Genomic DNA, 19,475 nt, shown 5'->3' with positions numbered 1-19,475 from the left:
CAGACCCGTCTTTCCATTTGTCCGTCTTGCGGACACTTATTGTCCGATTTTGGACAGTTGATTGGGGGCTTTTTTCTCAAAAACTGCCTTTAAACCACATTTAGAGCCATATCGGCGAGTTGGCATCGCATTTGATCGACATTATCGTATATAATAACCTCTGCTATGAAAAGGGCCTTTTTGGGAGAGTTTGAAGAAATTGTTCTGCTCACCGTTGCTGTGCTGGGCGAAAGTGCTTACGGCGTAACGGTCACGCAGGAAATTGAGCAAAAAACCGGACGTTCTGTTGGCTTCAGTACTGTTCATACAACGCTGCAACGGCTGGCCGAAAAAGGCTTTTTGTCCTCCGAAATGGGGGGCGCGACTGCCGAGCGGGGAGGGCGACGAAAACGATTTTTTGCCGTTACAGCCGCTGGCCGGCGAGCCTTGCAGGAGGTAAAGCAGGTTCGGGAGGAGTTATGGGGAGCATTACCTCCCCAAACGTTGCAGCTGATGGGAGGATAACTAGCCCGGAGCAAGGTGGTCAGAGCAGGGGTAAACCGAGCGCCCCGCTCCGCGCACTCTGCTCCACGCCTAAAATTATGAACCAAAAACTCGTCACTCCGCCCCGTTGGGCCAATTGGCTTCTGGAAACCTTCGGTCATCCTGATACATCGGAAGAAGTACAGGGTGATCTGCTCGAACTGTACGACTATTGGGTTGAAACCGTGGGCGAACGCAAAGCCCGCTGGCGATATAGCCTGAATGTATTGAAATTAATGAGGCCACTGGCCAGACGGAAATCAACCGAATATGAGATTCCATTCTTTCTAAGTCCTGTTATGCTACGAAACTATCTAAAAATCGCACTGAGAAACCTGGCTAAGAACCGGGTCTACTCCTTTATCAACATCGGTGGGTTGGCCGTAGGTATGGCCGTAGCGATGCTGATTGGCCTCTGGATCTACGATGAACTTTCCTATGACCGGTATTTCCAGAATTACGACCGAATTGCCAAGGTCATGCAAACCGGAGAGTTCAACGGGGAGGTATTTCATGGCGAATACAATCCAGCGCCTATTGGCCCCGAGCTGCGGAACGTTTACGCCAGTGATTTTTCGCACGTCATCATGTCTTCCTGGACGCGCGATCATATTCTGGCGTATGGCGACAAAAAACTCACCAAAACCGGTAATTACCTGAGTGCTGATGCACCCGATATGCTCACGCTAAACATGCTTAGCGGTACACGAGCTGGTTTGAAAGACCAGAATTCGATTTTGCTTTCGGAGTCGGTGGCCAAAGCGTTGTTTGGCGAGACTGACCCGGTGGGTAAACTGATGAAAATTGACAATAAACTGGACGTGAAAGTGACGGGCGTTTATGAAGATTTTCCGTACAACACCGAGTTCAGAGACATGACATTTATTGCTCCCTGGGATTTATATGCCTCATCGGAAGGCTGGGTGAAGCGGGCGCAGGACAATGTCGAATGGGGAAATTTCTCCTGGCAGGTACTGGCACAGATTGCCCCCAATGCCACGTTTGAAGGGGTATCGGACAAAATCAAAAACATACGTCTGAAGCATAGCCCCGAAGTGGCCTTTATCAAGCCTAGAGTCTATCTGCAACCCATGAGCAAATGGCACCTGTACTCGGGTTGGGATAAATCGGGAAATTTAGAAGGTCGGATTCAGTATGTTTGGTTATTCGGCATCATTGGCGTGTTTGTACTGTTTCTGGCCTGCATCAACTTCATGAATCTCTCAACAGCGCGTTCCGAAAAACGAGCCAAAGAGGTGGGTATTCGGAAAGCCGTTGGTTCAGTACGGAGTCAGTTGATTAGTCAGTTTTTTAGCGAATCGCTTCTGGTCGTGACGTTCGCGTTTGGGCTATCGATCTTGCTGGTCTTGTTGATACTGCCTCTTTTCAACGAAATAGCCGATAAAAAGATCGGGATCTTATGGACAAATCCTGTTTTCTGGCTCACAGGCATTGGGTTTAGCCTGCTCACGGGCCTAATTGCGGGTAGCTATCCGGCGCTTTACCTGTCGTCCTTCCAGGCGGTTAAAGTACTCAAAGGAACCTTCCGAGTTGGTCGGTTTGCGTCGATTCCCCGACAAATATTGGTTGTGGTGCAGTTTACGGTTTCGGTCACGCTGATTATCGGAACGATCATTGTGTTCCGGCAGATTCAGCACGCCAAAAGTCGGCCGGTAGGTTATGACCGAAGTGGATTGATTACGGTGGCCATGAACACGCCGGAATTGTATCAGCACTACAATGCCCTTCGAGACGCGCTGATACAAACCGGAGCGGTGGTTGATATGTCAACGTCTTCGTCTCCAACAACTGATTTAGGCTCTCAAAATAGCGGCTTCGATTGGGTGGGTAAAGACCCAAACTTCAAAGAGAATTTCGGGACTATTGCTATTACTCATGATTTCGGGAAAACGGTGGGTTGGCAATTTGTACAGGGCCGTGATTTTTCCCGTCAATTCACCAGTGATTCATCGGGTATGGTTCTGAACGAAACGGCTGTCCGCTACATGGGTGTAAAAGACCCTGTCGGCCTAGAGATGAAGTGGAACGGTAAGCCGTATCGGGTAATAGGGGTTATCAAGGATATGATTATGGAATCTCCCTTTAAACCAGTTACCCAAACCGTTTATATGCTGAATTATGACTGGGCTGGCGTCATAAATATCAAGCTCAACCCGGCTCGAAGCACCAGTGAATCATTAGCTAAAATCGAAGGTGTATTCCGCAAATTCAATCCGGGCAGCCCGTTCGATTATCGGTTCACGGATCAGCAATATGCGTTAAAGTTTGCCGCCGAAGAGCGTATCGGGAAACTGGCTTCAGGCTTCGCTATTCTTGCCATATTAATCAGTTGCTTAGGGCTGTTTGGCTTAGCCTCGTTCGTAGCCGAACAACGGACCAAAGAGATCGGTGTGCGGAAAGTATTGGGAGCTTCCGTCTTCAGTGTGTGGGGCTTACTGTCGAAAGATTTCGTTCTGCTGGTCATCATTTCCTTTGGTATCGCTACGCCCATCGCGTATTATTTCCTCGGCAACTGGCTCCATAAATATGAGTACCGAACCGAACTATCGTGGTGGATTTTTGCCGTATCGGGAGCCGGCGCACTGCTAGTCACCTTACTAACAGTTAGTTACCAAAGCATCAAAGCTGCGTTGATGAACCCGGTTACCTCCCTTCGGTCGGAATAGCATGGGGCAGGGAGCGCGGGGCAGGGTAAAACCGAGCGCCATGCTCCGCGCTCCCCGCAAAAACGTATGAAACACTCCCCCCGATACATCGGACCACCCCGTTTTGCCACCTGGCTTCTGGACCAATTCGGTCATCCTAACAACCGTGAGGAAGTTCAGGGTGATCTGCTGGAACTCTACACCTATTGGGTGGAGACGGTAGGGGTGCGCAAAGCAAACTGGCGATATACCCTGAATTCGCTTAAACTAGTGCGGCCACTGGCCAAACCGAAACCCCTAACTGATTATTCGTCACCCTTTATCCTCAGTCCGAACATGCTACGCAACTATTTGAAAATCGCCTGGCGAAATCTTGTTCTTCATAAAGCGTTTACGGCGATCAACATCATTGGCTTGGCCGTTGGATTGGCTACGTGCCTGCTGATTGTGCTGTTCGTGACTCACGAACTCAGCTATGACCGTTACCATGCCAAAGCCGACCGAATCTTTCGCGTGACTACCCACGGTCTGGTTAGTGGCAATGAAATCAATACGGCCTACTCGGGAGTACCCGCTGGCCCGACCCTGGTTCATGACTATCCAGGAGTAGAAGCTGCTACACGCTTTGAGCAGGAAGGAACGTATATCGTTAAGCATAACCAGGATAGTTTCAAGGAAGAGCACGTTGTTTTTGCAGATTCCAATTTTTTCGATGTCTTCTCAATACCGCTGCTCAAAGGCACCTCTAAAACAGCACTGATCGAACCGAACACCATCGTTCTTACGGAAACGGTCGCGAAAAAATACTTTGGCGACCAGGACCCAATCGGTCAAACCCTGACGCTGGGTAATACGAGGCTTGTTCGGGTGACGGGCATCTGTCAGGATGTGCCGTCCAATACACACTTTCACTACGATATGTTCGTGTCCATGCGTTCCGTTGACCTTCGGAATACGTGGCTAAGCAGTGGCGTTTATACCTATATTGTGTTACGACCAGGCTATTCGATTGACCAGTTGAAGGCCAAAATGCCAGAACTGGTACAGAAATACATCGGCACAGAAATTCAGGGGATTTTCGGCATCAGCCTGGCCGAATTTTTCCGCCGAGGAGACGCCTTTGGCTTTGTTTTCCAACCCATTACAGCCATTCACCTCCATTCGGACCTAGAGGCTGAGATTGAAGCCAACAGCGACGTTAAATACATTTATATTTTTTCAATCATCGCGGCATTCATTCTGCTGGTGGCCTGCATCAATTTCATGAACCTATCTACTGCTGGTTCGGCAGGGCGGGCTAAAGAAGTGGGCATTCGGAAAGTACTGGGGTCCGTTCAACAGCAACTGATCTGGCAGTTTTTGAGCGAGTCGGTACTTGTAACGTTTATGGCGTTAGTGGTCGCTATAGGTATAGTCGCACTGGCGTTGCCTAGTTTCAATCAGTTATCTGGTAAGCAGTTTGAGCTTACAGCGCTACTAAATGGCTGGATGTTGCCAGGTATTCTTCTGGCCTCCCTGCTAATTGGTTTGCTCGCGGGCAGCTATCCCGCTTTTTTCCTGTCGGCGTTTAGGCCGGTCAGTGTTTTGAAAGGTCAAATCAGAGCGGGCTTCCGAAGTGGCTGGTTGCGTAACACACTCGTTACGACCCAGTTTGTAGTTTCGATAGGTATGATTATCGGAACGCTGGTCGTTTATCGGCAGCTTCATTTTATCCAAAACAAAAAGGTAGGCTTCGATAAAGATCAGGTTCTTATCCTGCACGATTCCTATACCCTCAGCCCCAAAGGCAAAGCCTTTCGCGATGAACTGGCGAAACTATCGCAGATCGTCAACGTAACGCAGGCCGGCTATTTACCCGCCGGAGCCTCTAACAGCTCCAATGACGGTTTTCAGGTAGAAAATGGCACTGACCCGTCAACCATCTATCGCGAAAAAGCCTATTACATCGACGAAAACTACCTCCCGACCTTGGGTATTAGACTCGCTCAGGGTCGAAACTTCTCGAAAGCGTTTCCTGCCGATAGTTCCGCGATCCTGATTAACGAGTCGGCTGCCAAACGCTTCGGCTGGAAAACCTCCGTTGGTAAGCGACTTTGGGCAATTGGGAATGGCGGCCCGGAAAACCGTCGTTTATACACCATCGTTGGCGTTGTGAAAGACTTTCATTTCGAGTCGATGCACCAGCGCATTGCTCCTCTGGTGATGTTTTATGGGGCCGATAATTACCAGTTGGCCCTGCGCATTCGTACGACTGATATGCCCGGTTTATTGAAAACACTGGAGCAGAAATGGAAAGCGCAATCAGATACTCCCTTTGACTATTCGTTCCTGAACGAACGATTCAACCGGATTTATCAGTCAGAACAGCGCGTGGGGCAACTGTTTGGCATCTTCGCCGGGCTAACGGTCATAATTTCCTGCCTGGGTTTATTTGGGCTGGCTATGTTTACCGCCCAACAGCGCACCAAGGAAATTGGCGTTCGCAAAGTATTAGGAGCTTCGGTGGGTAGTGTAGTCGCCTTATTATCAAAAGATTTCCTGAAACTAGTGTTGGTTGCCATTGTCATTGCTACTCCTATCGCCTGGTACGCCATGAGTCGATGGTTGCAGGATTTCGCCTATAAAATCGACATCGAGTGGTGGGTATTCGTGTTGGCCGCTTTCATCGCCATCGCCATTGCGCTGATAACCGTGAGTTACCAAAGCATCAAAGCCGCGCTTGTGAATCCGGTAACCTCCCTTCGGTCGGAATAGCGTGGAGCGCGGTGCCCGGAGCAGGGTACTATGTGCCTCCTCTGCTCCGGGCACCGCGCTCCACGCCAACATACTATGAACTACGCCCCACCCCGCTTTGCCACCTGGCTCCTGGACCATTTTGGTCATCCTGACACCCGCGAAGAAGTACAGGGCGATCTGCTGGAACTCTACGACTATTGGGTAGAAACGGTGGGTGTGCGCAAAGCCCGCTGGCGCTACAGTCTGAGTGCGTTGAAACTGCTGCGGCCATTGGCCAAGCCGAAGTCGTCGAGTGAATATCGATCACCTTTTTTCCTGAGTCCTGACATGATCCGAAACTATCTAAAAATCGCGTTGAGAAATCTTGTTAAGAACAAGGTGTACTCAGTAATCAACATCGCAGGCTTGTCGGCAGGGATGGCCGTAGCTATACTCATTGGTTTTTGGGTATGGGATGAATTGTCCTACAATAAAGCATTTCCGAATTATGACCGGATTGCTCAGGTCATGCAGAATCAGACCTTTAATGGAGACGTTCAGACCTGGTCAAATGTACCACTGCCCCTGGGGCCTGAGCTTCAAACCAGCTACGGTAGTGACTTTACCCATGTTATACGAGCTGGCTGGACGAGCGACCATATGCTTTCCACTAGCGATAAGAAAGTAAAAAAAAGGGGCAATTACATGGAGCCGGGCGTTACCGATATGCTTTCCCTGCACATGTTGAAAGGAACGCGGGGGGGGCTGAAAGACATTAATTCGATTCTGCTTTCCGAATCAACGGCAAGCGCTTTTTTCGGTAACAATGACCCTGTGGGCAAGTTCATTAAGCTGGATAACAAACTAGACGTGAAAGTAACCGGCGTATATGCCGACCTGCCTGCTAATTCCACATTTGCCGACCTGACGTTTATTGCCCCCTGGGAATTAATGGTAAAAAGCCAGGAATTAGAAAAAGTACTGCGTAATCCGTGGGGAGCCAGTTGGTTTCAAACCTTTGCGCAAATCGCCGACAAAAGTGAGATGAGTATCGTTTCGGCAAAGATCAAGAATGCGAAACTCAATAAGGTCAATAAGGAATCGGCGAGTAATAAACCTGAAATTTTCCTGCAACCCATGCGCAACTGGCATTTGTATGCTGAATTTAAACATGGACACGTTACGGGCGGCCGAATCGAATATGTGTGGCTATTTGGTATCATTGGAATAGTTGTTCTGATGCTGGCTTGCATCAATTTCATGAATTTGAGTACGGCACGTAGTGAAAAACGAGCCAAAGAAGTCGGTATCCGAAAAGCCATTGGCTCTGTAAAAGCACAGTTAGTTAGCCAGTTTTTCAGTGAATCATTATTGCTCGTAACTATCTCATTTATAGTATCATTAGGGATAGTCGAAGTGATTCTTCCTTTCTTTAATGAGCTAGCCGACAAACAACTGACCGTTCTCTGGTTCAATCCTTTATTCTGGCTAGCCAGTAGTGCCTTCGTTCTCGTTACGGGTTTGATTGCAGGCAGTTACCCCGCTTTTTACCTGTCCTCGTTTCAACCCATTAAGGTACTGAAGGGTAGCTTCCGAATTGGGCGCTGGGCGGCTATTCCTCGTAAAGTGCTGGTGGTGGTTCAGTTCACTGTATCAGTCACCCTGATTATTGGAACCATCGTTGTTTTCCGACAGATCCAGTTTGCCCAAAATCGACCGGTCGGATACACTCGGAGTGGGTTGATCACCCTAACAGCAGGGGCGATCTATGAGCATTTTCAGGCTTTTCGCAATGACCTGATTAAATCGGGGGCTGCGGTGGAACTGGCTGCTTCTGAAACGCAGATAACCAATACCTATCTAACAAACAGCGGGTTCGACTGGCAGGGCAAAGATCCGTCCATGCAGGAAGAATTCGTGACGCTTGGTGTAACCTCGGGGTTTGGAAAAACGGTCGGCTGGAAGATTAAAGAAGGGCGGGATTTCTCGACCGACTCTGCCAGCGATTCATCCGGGATTATCCTTAACGAAGCAGCCGCTACATATTTAGGCTTTCGGCATCCAGTCAACAAAACCATTAAGTGGGGCAACGAAACAATGAAAATAATTGGCGTTATGAAAAACATGATTACCCAGAATCCGTATGAGCCAATCAAACAAACGTTCTTCTACCTCCGAAAAGGCTATTTGAATACAATTACGATTAAACTTAATCCGATCCTATCCAGTAGAGAGGCTCTGGGATTAATCGAGCCTGTCTTCAAAAAATACAATCCCGATCAACCTTTCGAGTATCGCTTTGAGGATGAAGAATATGCTAAAAAATTCGGGGATGAAGAAAGACTTGGCAAACTGGCATCCTCCTTTGCGATTTTAGCTATTTTCATCTCTTGCCTGGGTTTGTTTGGGATGGCTTCTTTTACGGCGGAGCAGCGCACCAAAGAAATCGGCGTTCGCAAAGTACTGGGTGCCTCGGTACTCAATCTGTGGGGCTTGCTCTCAAAAGACTTCGTTTTTCTGGTGCTGATCGGATTCGGCATCGCTACTCCCATTGCCTATTATTTTCTCAGCAACTGGCTCCAGAAGTACCAGTACCGAACGGATATCTCGTGGTGGATTTTTGCTGCATCGGGCGTGGGGGCATTGCTCATTACGCTGCTGACTGTCAGTTTCCAGAGTATAAAAGCAGCTTTGATGAACCCGGTGAAGAGTTTACGTTCTGAATAGCAAGGGACGCGGAGCAGGGCACAAACCGCCCCCTCTGCTCCATGCACCCTGCACCTTGCCAAAACCATGAAACCAAATCACCGAACCCCGCCCCGCTTTGCTACCTGGCTTCTGGACCACTTTGGTCATCCTGACACCCGCGAGGAAGTTCAGGGTGACCTGCTGGAACTCTACGCCTATTGGGTAGAAACGGTAGGCGAACGAAAAGCCAATTGGCGGTACGGCCTGAATGTAGTAAAACTGTTACGGCCACTGGCCAAACCAACACCTCAAACCGAGTATCCTTCACCTTTTCTATTGAGCCCTAGTATGATACGCAACTATGTGAAAATCGCCTTTCGAAACCTCTCCAAAAGCAAGGGGTATTCCTTTATCAATATCGCGGGCCTGGCCGTTGGCATGGCCTGCACGGTGCTGATCTTTCTAGCAGTGAGGCACGAAACCAGCTACGACCAGTACCACGCAAATGGGAGTCGGATTTATCGGGTTGAGGGTGAAAACATCAAAGAAAAACACAGCTATCCGGGTACGTACACCGGCATGACAAACGCCTTGCATAACGATCTGCCCGAAGCAGAATTAGTCGTTCCCTTAATGCAGATAGGAGGCAGCACTTTTGCCGTACCCAACTCCGATAAACGGTTCAAAGAGTCATACGTATTTGCAGGCAATGAGCTATTCCATTTACTTGATTATCAATGGATAACCGGCGATCCCCGTACCGCGCTGTCGCAACCGAATACGGTTGTCCTGACGCGCGCGTATGCCGAAAAGTATTTTGGCACCACCGATGTGCTCAGCAAAATCATTCGGCTCGATAACAAACAGGACTTGCTGGTAGCCGGTGTACTGGAAGACCATCCAACCACAACCAGCTTCCCATTCGATCTGCTGGTTTCGTTTCCCACCATCAAAAATGTTCAGCCGGATACTGATTTGAATAAGTGGAATGGCTGGAATGACAATTTTCAGGTATTTGTGTTGCTGAAAAATGGCATTAACCCTGCCCAACTAACCAGGCGTTTTCAGCATATAGTCGCTAAATACATGGGCAAGGAAGCCCTTGCCGACAAGCGTTTTTTCCTGGGCCCGTTATCTCAAATACATTATAGCAGCAACCTGGGAGGACGATCGGCCAATCTGCCTTTGCTCAAGACGCTGTCATTCATTGGCTTTCTGGTGCTGCTGATTGCTTGTTTTAACTTCATCAACTTAAGCACAGCGCAGGCATTCAAACGGGCAAAAGAGGTGGGCATTCGGAAAGCCGTTGGGAGTAACCGCTTGTCGCTGATTTACCAGTTCTTGACGGAGGCTGGTCTGATTACGTTTCTCGCCGTTCTGTTAGCCATCCTGTTAGCCTGGATTACGCTACCAACTATGACCAATACACTGGCAGTGCCCCTGAAATCTCAAGATTTATTTACATGGCAAACTGCTCTGTTCGCCCTTGTGCTGGCAGGCCTGACAACGATGTTAGCGGGTGTTTATCCAGCGTTCCGGCTGTCGGGCATGGCACCAATCTGGGCATTGAAAAACAATACATTAGCGCAGGGGAAACAGTGGTTTAGCTTACGACAGGGATTAGTGGTCGTTCAGTTTACGGTCTCGCTGATTCTGATTAGCAGTGCATTACTGATCAATCAGCAGCTTACCTTTTTCCGCAACGCTGATTTAGGTTTCAATAAATCAGCCATCATCACAGTTGGATTGCCTGACAATAAGCCCGAGAAACTACAAGCCCTTCGCGATCAACTCATCGAATCGCCCCAGATCAAAGACGTGAGTTTCTCCTTCAACAGCGCATCGTCAGAAAGCAACTGGATGCAGGCCATGGAATACCGGCAAGGTGCCAAAGACAAGTGGTTGCAAATTAAAACCCAGATGAAAATGGGCGATTCGCACTACCTGGATACCTATGGCATTCAGTTGCTGGTCGGGACGAAACTGAAGGATACCGATACGTCGGCAGCCGCATTTAAAATCATAGCCAATGAGGTGTTTATCAATCGGATGGGCCTCCATCGGCCGGAGGATGCAATCGGGCAGCGCGTGTATTACGGCAATGGGCAGGAGTTTGCCACCATTGTTGGCGTGGCTAAGAACTTTAATGTGAACTCTTTGCACCAGAAAATTGACCCGACCGTGATTCAGGTCGTACCGAATAATTTTTATCAGGCCGGCATCAAATTGCAAAGCGAGAATCCCACGGCCGAGACCGTACAGGCAGCGTTGGCGCAGATCGAAAAAGCCTGGACAGCCACCTATCCAAATCAGGTATTTGACTACAGTTTTCTGGATGACTCACTAGCGCAGGCATACCAGTCCGAAACCCGAACAGCACAACTTATTGAAGCCTCAACGTTTTTAGCGGTTTTAATTGCCTGTCTCGGCTTATTCGGTCTGGCGACATTTACAGCGGAACAACGCACCAAGGAAATTGGCGTCCGCAAAGTATTGGGTGCCTCAGTTGGCAGCATTATTACGCTACTTTCCAAAGACTTTCTGAAACTGGTAGGGGTTGCCATTATTATTGCCTCTCCCATCGCCTGGTATTTCATGAGTCAGTGGTTACAGAATTTCGAATTCAAAGTTGAAATCAAGTGGTGGGTGTTTGTCCTGACCGGTTTGCTCATGGCCACCATTGCTATGCTGACGGTCAGTTACCAAAGTATCAAAGCCGCCCTGGTGAATCCGGTTACCTCCCTTCGGTCGGAATAAATAGCACGGGGCAGGGAGGCCGAACAAGGAAACCCTGCCCCCCGCTCCTTGCCCTTACCCCTATGCCAACATCACCACCTCGCCTTGCTACCTGGCTGCTGAATCACTTCGGCCATCCTGACACCCGCGAAGAAGTGCAGGGTGACTTGATGGAACTGTATGCCTATTGGGTGGATACAGTTGGCGTGCGTAAAGCCCACTGGCGATACACCCTGAGCGCACTCAAACTGCTGCGGCCACTAGCCAACCGACGATCAAGCGAACAGTATTCCTCACCCTTTTTTCTAAGCCCCAACATGCTACGTAACTATGTTAAAATCGCGTTTAGAAACCTCGTTAAGAACAAGGTCTATTCGTTTATCAACATTGGCGGTTTAGCTGCTGGAATGACCGTGGCTATGCTAATTGGCCTCTGGATTTATGACGAGTTGTCGTTCGACAAGTTCAATTCGAACTACAATCGGATTGCTAAGGTCATGCTGCAACAAACGGTCGATGGAACAACCACGACTAGTGAAGCCATTCCCGTTCCACTGGGGAAGGCCTTAAAAAACGAGTATGGAAGTGATTTTAGCCAAGTTGTGCTGACGCACGGGACAGGTGAGCAGATTCTGGCACATGATACCAATAAATTTACGAAAAAGGGGGCTTATGTAGAGCCTGAATTCCTGGAAATGCTCCCCCTAAAACTCCAGGAAGAAGCACCGACCGCACTTAACGACCCCGCTTCTATTCTGCTGTCGGCCTCTGTAGCCAAAGCCCTTTTTGGCGACGCCGACCCAATTAATCAGATCGTAAAGGTTAATAATCAATTGGCCGTTAAGGTTTCTGGCGTTTATAACGACTTCCCAAGCAATTCGGAGTTTAGAGACGTAGGCTATCTGCTCCCCTGGGCGCAATTTGTGGCCGATCAGGGTTGGGTGAAGCGCGCTCAGGATGAAGACAACTGGACCTTGAATTCATTCCTGCTGTTCGTCCAGATTGCGCCCAACACAGATTTTGACAAGATTTCGGACAAAATCGCTCACGTTAAAGCGACTCATGCCAAAGACGAAGCCAAATTTAACCCCAAGGTATTCCTGCACCCCATGAGTCGCTGGCATTTGTATTCGGACTGGGAAAACGGCGTGCCTGTTCGGGGCCGAATCCAGTTTGTCTGGCTGTTTGGCACCATTGGGTTGTTTGTGCTCTTGCTGGCTTGCATCAACTTCATGAATCTGTCAACGGCCCGGTCTGAAAAGCGCGCCAAAGAAGTGGGCATCCGCAAGGCGGTTGGCTCAGTTCGGAGTCAGTTGATTAGTCAGTTTTTCAGCGAGTCGTTTCTGGTGGTTGCGCTGGCCTTTGTGTTGTCGTTACTACTCGTCCAGCTTACGCTACCCTGGTTCAACGAACTAGCAGACAAGCAGATGGTCATTTTGTGGAGCAATTCGTTGTTCTGGGCTTTTAGTCTAAGCTTCAGTCTGCTGACAGGGGTGATTGCAGGCAGCTATCCAGCCTTGTATCTATCCGGTTTTCAACCCATAAAGGTACTCAAAGGCACCTTCCGAGTAGGTCGTTTTGCAGCTATCCCTCGAAAGGTATTGGTCGTGGTTCAGTTTACGGTATCAGTCACGATCATTATTGGAACAATCATCGTTTTCCGGCAGATTGAATATGCAAAAAACAGACCCATTGGCTACGATCGGGCGGGTCTGTTGAGTATTCGCATGAATACGCCAGATCTGGTTAATCATTATGAAATCATCCGCCACGACCTGCTGCAAACCGGCGCTGTTAGCAACGTAGCGGAATCATCGATGCCAACCACCGGTGTTTTTTCGAGCGACTACCGATTAGACTGGAAAGGCCGCAGCCCCAACCAGCCAGTCGATTTTGACGTAGTTGCCTGTACCCATGATTTTGGCAAAACAGTGGGCTGGCAAATCAAAGAGGGTCGTGATTTCTCCCGCGACTTCTCGACCGATTCCGTTGGCCTAATCATGAACGAAAGCGCCATTAAGTATATGGGACTGAAGCACCCAGTCGGCGAACAAATAAAATGGGCTGGCGAGACATACACCATTATTGGTGTCGTGAAAGACCTCGTCACGAATTCCCCTTTCGAGCCTGTCAAACAAACGGTTTTCAAGCTGAATTATCACTGGACAAATTTCATCACGATTCGGCTCAACCCGCAGATAAGTGCTAGCGAGGCTCTCGCTAAGATTGCGCCCGTTTTCCGAACACATAACCCCGGCGGCCCATTCGATTACAAATTTGCCAGCGATGAACACGAGCAGAAATTTCGGGATGAAGAGCGGATTGGTCAACTCGCTTCCCTGTTTTCTATCCTCACTATTTTTATCAGCTGCCTGGGTTTGTTTGGTTTAGCCTCGTTCATGGCCGAACAACGGACGAAGGAAATCGGCGTTCGGAAGGTGCTGGGAGCATCCGTCTTCAATCTGTGGCAACTTCTGTCGAAAGACTTTGTTGGCCTGGTGGCCATCTCGCTCTTAATCGCTTCGCCAATAGCCTATTACTTTATGAATGGCTGGCTACAGCAGTATAAATACCATTCCGACATCGCCTGGTGGATTTTTGCCGTGTCGGGGCTGGCCGCTATTGGAATTACGTTATTGACCGTAAGTTTCCAAAGTATCAAAGCCGCCCTGGTGAACCCAGTGAAGAGTTTGCGAAGCGAATAACTGAGCGTATTCGCTGTAGCGATCAGATCAAGATGTACGGAACGATATTTTTACGGCTAGCTTTGTAGCATTGGTCGTTACAACTGGCCGAAAAATCCATTGGGCACACGCTTCCGTCTCTTTGATCTGATCGTTATTCTGGGAATTTCTCAGGGGCTGGTTTATAGTGTCTTATTGTTGGTAAAGTATGGCCAGTATGTCAGTAAGCGAATTCTGGCACTGATCCTCTTTGTTTTCGGCATTCTCAGTGCCAAAATTCTGCTGCACACGTTGGGTTTGTGGCAGAATCCGCTGCTACGCTATTTCCCACTAGCCTTCGATCTGACCTTTCAGCCTTTACTCTATCTCTACGTTGTTTCGCTGACCCAACGAAATTTTACGATTAAACGAGCCTATTTCCTTCATTTTGTCCCTACGCTGATCTTTCTGGTACACGCCCTATGGGTGTATATCCAGACGCAAACAACGGATAATCTCGCCCTTAAAGATCAACTGGCCGAAGCCCTTTATTTCAATGCGGTTAAAGAGGTCGAAGATATACTGTCCGTTTTGTCGGGGGCGATTTATGGTTTCTTAAGCTACCGACGCGTTGTTCGATACCGCCAGTGGCTATTTAATACCATCGCCAGCACCTCGTACCCGACTTATTTATGGTTACGAAACGTGCTGATTGCCACCGGCGGAATTTTCGTATTGCTGGTTATCAACATCTTCCTCGATTTTAGTGTATCGTTGAGCAATCGCTATTTTATTCACTGGCAATTGTTTTATGTGTATCTGGCCGCAAACGTCTATTATCTGGGCATTATGGGCTACCAGCAAGTGCCTTTCGAAGTAGCTTTCGACGAATCGGAAAGCGAGCCATCCCCCAAGCGTGTAGTCGATATATTGCCTCCAGATCAGGTGTTGGCCCTAAAGCAACGTATTGACGCAGCCCTTGAGCAGGATCGGGTCTTTCTAGATCCCGAGTTAAGCCTTAACAGTCTGGCGAGTCGGCTGCACAGTTCGCCGGGGGTGGTTTCGGCGGTCATCAACAGTGAATTCGATAAAAGCTTCCGCAGTCTTATTAATGAACGGCGGGTTGAGGAAGTCAAACTCCGGCTCACCGATCCGGCTTATAAACACCTATCCATTCTGGGAATCGCGTTAGAAACCGGATTCAATTCGGAAGCCAGCTTTTATCGGGTCTTCAAGTCAACCACCGGACTATCGCCCCGGCAGTATAGCGCCCAAATCGCTCCCAATACCGATAGTGAGAACTCTCAAAAGCTAAAATGAGAGGTTTTCCGAGTAGCAGCCCATTTGTTTTGCTCCCGACAATTTTCTTTCAACGCAAAACACAATCGCTATGCAACGCGTCTGGTTAACTTTATTTCTATTATTCTTTATTGCCAAAACAGCTTTCGCCCAACTCCAACAGCCGGTTTCGCTGAAAGGCACGTATCTGTTAAAAACCGAGTGGGACCAATTTGGGAAATACGCCCAATATGCCCCCGACAATCATGTCCTGGGGTGCTGGAGCACAGCGCTGGCTCAAATTCTCTACTACCATCGACTTCGGCCCACGGGTGTTGTTTCGTATCGGTGCTCCAAAGGATATACTATTCAGGATACGTTGTCGAATCATCCGTTTTCATGGAATCAGTTTGCAACCCGTATCGATCCCAATACGCCCGAAGTGGCCCAGAAAACGGTAGCGATGTTTTCGTATATGACGGCCGAAGCCATTCGAAAAGACTTTGGAACAGACCATTATCTGGAAATAGTCAATCCGGCGAAACAGCTCGAAACGTACTTTCCCTGCCAGGCCGAATTTTACGTCTCGTTTTCAGAGCCCATCCCGATTCCGCAGGAGCAGTTAAACGCGATTGCCCGGAAGGAAAACATTCAGCATGTCCTTAAATCGGATGACGTCATCAAGCTGATCGAAACCGAAATTGACGCCAAACGACCGGTCTATTTTCATTTCGGCAATTTCACGACCTACGGCCACTCAACGGTTATTGATGGTTACCAAGCCGAAAACAACACGTTTTGGGTTCACATCAATTACGGTTCAGGCGGGAAACGCAGCGGCTGGTACGACCTGTTTAAACCCATTGATGTAGCCGACGATCTAAAACTGAGAGCTTTTGTAACCATCGCCCCTAGGCCACAATAGCGATTTGTTTAGCGCGGGCGTTTGTTCACAAACTCATTTATCAGCAACTTGCTACTTTTAATAGAACGCTGATTTTTAAGATAATTACGATAAGATATGATTTACATAATTGAAATCTGCGTAAATCTTAATTATCTTAAAAATCAGCGTTCTGTTGTTCCTTATTATCGACGCTTTGTTCATGAAAACATTCGCCCTCGTTTTACTTCCGCTATTCCTCGTTTGCCTGTATCCGGCCAATCGTCCAGACTTGTTCCAGCCAGAGCCGACAATCGCTACGCCCGAAGCCAGCAAGATCGTGACCGGAGCCGATCAGGTTTCGGCGTACCTCCCTTATCTGAAGGGCAAACGGATTGGCATGGTTGTTAATCAGACGTCTATCATTGGCAGCAAACCTAGTGTGGACAGCTTAGTGAGTCTAGGGATCAACATCGTAGCTGTTTTTGGCCCTGAACATGGCTTTCGGGGAAATGCCAGTAACGGGGCTAAAGTGGACGATGCTGTCGATGAAAAAACAGGAATTCCTATTATTTCGCTGTACGGTAAAAACAAGAAACCATCCAAAGAGCAACTGGCCAATATCGACCTGATGGTATTCGATATTCAGGATGTGGGTTGCCGTTTTTACACCTACATCAACACGCTCAACCACGTGATGGAAGCCTGCGCCGAACATGGTAAAGAGTTGATGATTCTGGACCGTCCTAACCCGAACGGCTTTATTATTGACGGCCCTATTTTGGAAAAACACCTGTATTCGGGCATCGGGATGCACCCCATTCCAATCACACATGGCTGCACCATTGCCGAATTTGCCCAGATGATTAATGGCGAAGGTTGGGGCGGCTTACCGGGCAAGAACTTGTGTAAACTCAAAATCATCAAGGTGGCGAACTACACGCACGATATGCCCTATACGTTACCGGTATTGCCCTCGCCGAACCTGAATACGCAGCAGTCGATCATGCTGTACCCCAGCACTTGCTGGTTCGAAGGAACGATCATCAGCCAGGGGCGCGGTACCTATATGCCCTTCACGGTGCTTGGCGCACCTGCTCTCAAAGGCATCTATCCATTCTCGTTTAAGCCCGTCAGTATCAAAGGCATGAGCGAAACACCGCTCCATCAGAATGAAGATTGCTATGGCCTTGACTTACGAAAATACGACACCAATATCTTTCGCAAAACCCGGCAACTCAATCTGCAATGGCTGATGGAGTTATACAAAGCCTACCCCGACAAAGCCCGTTTTTTCGACACGAGCTATAGCAAACAAATCGGCAATTTTAACTTCCGAAGTGGTAACGAAGCACTTCAGAAGCAAATCATTGCGGGCGTTTCCGAAAAAGAAATCCGGAAGAGTTGGGAGCCGGGCTTATCGGCTTATAAACAAATGCGAAAGAAGTATTTGCTTTATCCTTAAAGAGAACCTGTTTAGGATTTTGAAAAAAGGATAAGGGTTGAGTGATTTTTGTCATCCCGACGCAGGAGGGATCTTCGGGTAAGGCTGAAAACCTCCGGCTACAGAAGATCCCTCCTGCGTCGGGATGACAAAAATGCTCTCGAACTGAAATCCTAAACAGGCTCAGAATTTCTAAACACATGGGCACAGAGTACACAGAGTTATTTCGTCAATTCTCTGTGGACTCTGTGCCCATGTGTTTAAACCCTAACTACTGAATCTTAGCCAGCCATAACGACGCATTGATATGCAAGGCGGGGTGCGAGGTATAGCCCGATGGCGCATCGCCCGACCAACCATTAAACAGCGTATCGTTTGTGTCGCCGGTTCCATCATCGGCAGGGGAGCTATCGCCGATGAAGACGACGCGACCAGTTCCGTAGGTGGACAGCAGCGCCATTACGTTAGTATTACTACCCACTGTGCCACTCATCCGCCAGAATAGACCTTGTACGTTGGCATTATTGGCAGGATAGAGGGTTGCTGTTGTCCCGTTATAGAAAGCCAGTTTTGAGGCTGTACCCGCAATCCCTCCCAAGACTTTCTGCGCATTGGTATTCGTGCCCGTATACACTTTGGTCGTTGGCTGCTCGCTAATGTCGACATAGTCAATATTGAAGCCAAATGGCTTGTTGTTATTGATGCCATTGTTCGACATGAGGTCGTTCCAGACGCGGGGCGAATCGGCGCCATCGCCGTCTCGGTCAGATGGATTGTAGCCATTGGGATCGGTACCGGTTAGCGACGGAGCGGTGTGGTCGGCCACCATCATGAGTCCGCCCCCGTTGGAAACGAAATTCATGATCGCAGTTTTTTCAGCAGCCGTAAACAGGCGGTTCGGTTCGACAACTACGTATACATCATAATTGCTCAAATCCTGCACATTTGCAGTATTACCGTAAGTGATCGAGGCACCAACAGGCAGCGTTTCAACCAGGTTACCTCGCTTAACCAGATCAACCGCCCAGGCCGAAATACCACCTTTCCAATAGGTTTCGGAGGTGCTTGCTGTAATACCTGTATACGAAGGGGTGGGCGTGCGTTGCGCCTTCGTTTCGACGGTTGTTCCACCTGTATAAATGGGGACGCTCTCGGTTCCATCGGCGTCGATCTGCCAATCGGCACTACCGGCGTTTTCACGCTTGCTGGCATCAAACAAAAACTTTTTGCCCGTTGGCGTACCGCCACCCGAATTGTCATTGATGGTAATATCATCAATATTAATCCGGTTCGAAGATCCTGTTGCTTTCCGAATTTCCAGCCGGACTGTTCCAGTTACATTCAGGGTAAATGTTTGCGTCTGCAATGTTGTCGTCGTGCTAACATTTGACCCCGACTGTGTCCAGGTACTGCCACTGTTAGTCGAATACCACAACCCCCAATCGCTCGACGTATCGCCGGTATAGGTTGCGTGTTTGACCGTGATGGTACTAACTCCTGACGTCACGTCGAACAGCATTGTGATTTTACCCGTATTCCGAATTCGTGCCGACCAGGAACCCGCTTTTTTATCGCCACTCAAATTGCCAACCAGCGCGTCGTACATGTTCCAGGAACCAGAGGGCAAGGTAACGTTATCGCCACTCGACGAGCCCGTGGGAGAAACATCGTAAGCCGTTTTAGGGCTGGTTGAACCAACTTCAAAACCTTCGGATAGCGATACCGACAGTACGCGGGCTGCTCCTGAAGGAGTGTCTTTGTTGACACTCGGCGTCAATTCGTTGAGCGAATGACAGCCTACTAATAACGAGCCCATGATACCACAGGCTACATAAAAGCTGTTGAACTTACTGAATTTGAGCATAAGCTGGATGTTTTAA

General features: G+C 48.8%; 10 protein-coding genes. 9 read left to right on the top strand and 1 reads right to left on the bottom strand.

All coding sequences use genetic code 11. From position 1 onward, the window contains the following. Nucleotides 1-165: 165 nt before the first annotated feature. The 9 genes from ACYVGR_RS13485 (at nucleotide 166) to ACYVGR_RS13445 (ending at nucleotide 17,616) form a co-directional block, all read left to right on the top strand. Nucleotides 166-504 carry a PadR family transcriptional regulator gene (locus ACYVGR_RS13485; RefSeq protein WP_460957409.1) on the top strand — a complete coding sequence of 113 codons (339 nt, stop codon included), beginning with the start codon at nucleotides 166-168 and terminating at the stop codon, nucleotides 502-504. Between the two features lie 77 nt (nucleotides 505-581). Beyond that, on the top strand, nucleotides 582-3,209 hold the full coding sequence (locus tag ACYVGR_RS13480; protein ID WP_460957407.1) for an ABC transporter permease: 2,628 nt from the start codon (nucleotides 582-584) through the stop codon (nucleotides 3,207-3,209). 66 nt (nucleotides 3,210-3,275) lie between these two features. Then, entirely contained in the window at nucleotides 3,276-5,942 is a 2,667-nt protein-coding gene (locus ACYVGR_RS13475) for an ABC transporter permease (protein ID WP_460957405.1), read from the top strand. A 75-nt stretch (nucleotides 5,943-6,017) separates the two neighbouring features. After that, on the top strand, nucleotides 6,018-8,630 hold the full coding sequence (locus ACYVGR_RS13470) for an ABC transporter permease (RefSeq protein ID WP_460957403.1): 2,613 nt from the start codon (nucleotides 6,018-6,020) through the stop codon (nucleotides 8,628-8,630). A 66-nt stretch (nucleotides 8,631-8,696) separates the two neighbouring features. Further along, nucleotides 8,697-11,348 carry an ABC transporter permease gene (locus ACYVGR_RS13465; protein ID WP_460957401.1) on the top strand — a complete coding sequence of 884 codons (2,652 nt, stop codon included), beginning with the start codon at nucleotides 8,697-8,699 and terminating at the stop codon, nucleotides 11,346-11,348. Nucleotides 11,349-11,410: 62 nt separating this feature from the next. After that, nucleotides 11,411-14,032, top strand: a complete 2,622-nt coding sequence (locus ACYVGR_RS13460; protein WP_460957399.1) for an ABC transporter permease — start codon at nucleotides 11,411-11,413, stop codon at nucleotides 14,030-14,032. A gap of 99 nt (nucleotides 14,033-14,131) precedes the next feature. Continuing rightward, entirely contained in the window at nucleotides 14,132-15,310 is a 1,179-nt protein-coding gene (locus ACYVGR_RS13455; protein WP_460957397.1) for a helix-turn-helix domain-containing protein, read from the top strand. A 70-nt stretch (nucleotides 15,311-15,380) separates the two neighbouring features. Next, on the top strand, nucleotides 15,381-16,193 hold the full coding sequence (locus ACYVGR_RS13450; protein ID WP_460957395.1) for a C10 family peptidase: 813 nt from the start codon (nucleotides 15,381-15,383) through the stop codon (nucleotides 16,191-16,193). Between the two features lie 181 nt (nucleotides 16,194-16,374). Next, nucleotides 16,375-17,616, top strand: a complete 1,242-nt coding sequence (locus tag ACYVGR_RS13445) for an exo-beta-N-acetylmuramidase NamZ family protein (protein ID WP_460957393.1) — start codon at nucleotides 16,375-16,377, stop codon at nucleotides 17,614-17,616. Between the two features lie 250 nt (nucleotides 17,617-17,866). On the opposite strand, the gene ACYVGR_RS13440 is transcribed toward ACYVGR_RS13445, so the two are convergent. Next, entirely contained in the window at nucleotides 17,867-19,459 is a 1,593-nt protein-coding gene (locus ACYVGR_RS13440; protein ID WP_460957391.1) for a hydrolase, read from the bottom strand. Nucleotides 19,460-19,475 lie beyond the last annotated feature (16 nt).

The sequence above is a fragment of the Spirosoma litoris genome (genome assembly GCF_054776755.1).
Note: the sequence above shows the minus strand (reverse complement) of the source record. Positions and strands in the feature narration are given on the sequence as shown.